The sequence below is a fragment of the Streptomyces endocoffeicus genome, assembly GCF_016741935.1.
GTDB lineage: Bacteria > Actinomycetota > Actinomycetes > Streptomycetales > Streptomycetaceae > Streptomyces > Streptomyces endocoffeicus.
This window is the reverse complement of sequence record NZ_JAERRG010000209.1, coordinates 1-467: the sequence shown is the minus strand read 5'-3', so window position 1 is coordinate 467 and position 467 is coordinate 1. Positions and strand designations below refer to the sequence as shown.

Sequence of the window (467 nt, the reverse complement as noted above, 5' to 3'; positions counted from 1 at the left end):
CGGCGCGGATCTGGGCGATCAGCTTCATCACCAGGATCGAGTCGCCACCGAGCTCGAAGAACGACGCCTCGACACCCACCTCCTCCAGGCCCAGCACCTCAGCGAACAGCGCACAGAGACGCTCCTCCGTCGGCGTCCCCGGACCACGTCCCGCCGTCGCCGCGCCAGTGAAGTCGGGAGCGGGGAGTGCGGCCCGGTCCAGCTTGCCGTTCACCGTGATAGGCAGCGCGTCAAGCGTCACGAACGCCGCCGGAACCATGTAGTCGGGCAGCCGGCCAGCGAGGAACGTCCGCAATTGGGGCACATCCACCACACCGACCGGAACGACATAAGCGACCAACCGCTTGTCCCCGGCACGGTCCTCCCGAACGATCACCGCCACCTGACCAACGCCCTGGTGGGTGGCGAGGACGGTCTCAATCTCACCGGGCTCGACACGGAAGCCACGCACCTTCACCTGGTCATCC

At 67.2% G+C, this 467-nt stretch carries 1 protein-coding gene; it reads right to left on the bottom strand.

Features of this window, described 5'->3' with window-relative positions; all coding sequences use genetic code 11:
• The coding region (locus JK364_RS54620) for an AMP-binding enzyme (RefSeq protein ID WP_201858913.1) at nucleotides 1–467 on the bottom strand (467 nt) is incomplete at both ends.